Source organism: Pseudomonas sp. YuFO8 (assembly GCF_035065025.1).
Taxonomy (GTDB): domain Bacteria; phylum Pseudomonadota; class Gammaproteobacteria; order Pseudomonadales; family Pseudomonadaceae; genus Aquipseudomonas; species Aquipseudomonas putida_AE.
The window spans coordinates 1-411 of sequence record NZ_JAXDEQ010000170.1; the positions used below are offsets into that span (position 1 = coordinate 1).

Genomic DNA, 411 nt, shown 5'->3' on the forward strand with positions numbered 1-411 from the left:
AGGGCGAAGAGGTCGAACCAGCACGTGCCAAGGCGCAAGCCATGGGCGTGAAAGAGATCTACATTGACGACCTGCGCGAAGAGTTCGTCCGCGATTTCGTTTTCCCGATGTTTCGCGCCAACACCGTCTACGAAGGCGAGTACCTGCTGGGTACCTCCATCGCACGTCCGCTGATCGCCAAACGCCTGATCGAAATCGCCAACGAAACCGGCGCCGACGCCATTTCCCATGGCGCTACCGGCAAGGGCAACGACCAGGTGCGTTTCGAACTGGGTGCCTACGCGCTCAAGCCTGGCGTGAAAGTGATTGCCCCTTGGCGTGAATGGGACCTGCTGTCCCGTGAAAAGTTGATGGATTACGCTGAGAAGCACGCAATCCCGATCGAGCGCCACGGCAAGAAGAAATCCCCGT

The 411-nt window shown here is 58.9% G+C and carries 1 protein-coding gene; it reads left to right on the forward strand.

Annotated elements, in window-relative coordinates:
• Positions 1-411: argininosuccinate synthase domain-containing protein (locus tag SOP95_RS31840; RefSeq protein ID WP_323609564.1), on the forward strand; the 411-nt coding region annotated here is incomplete at both ends.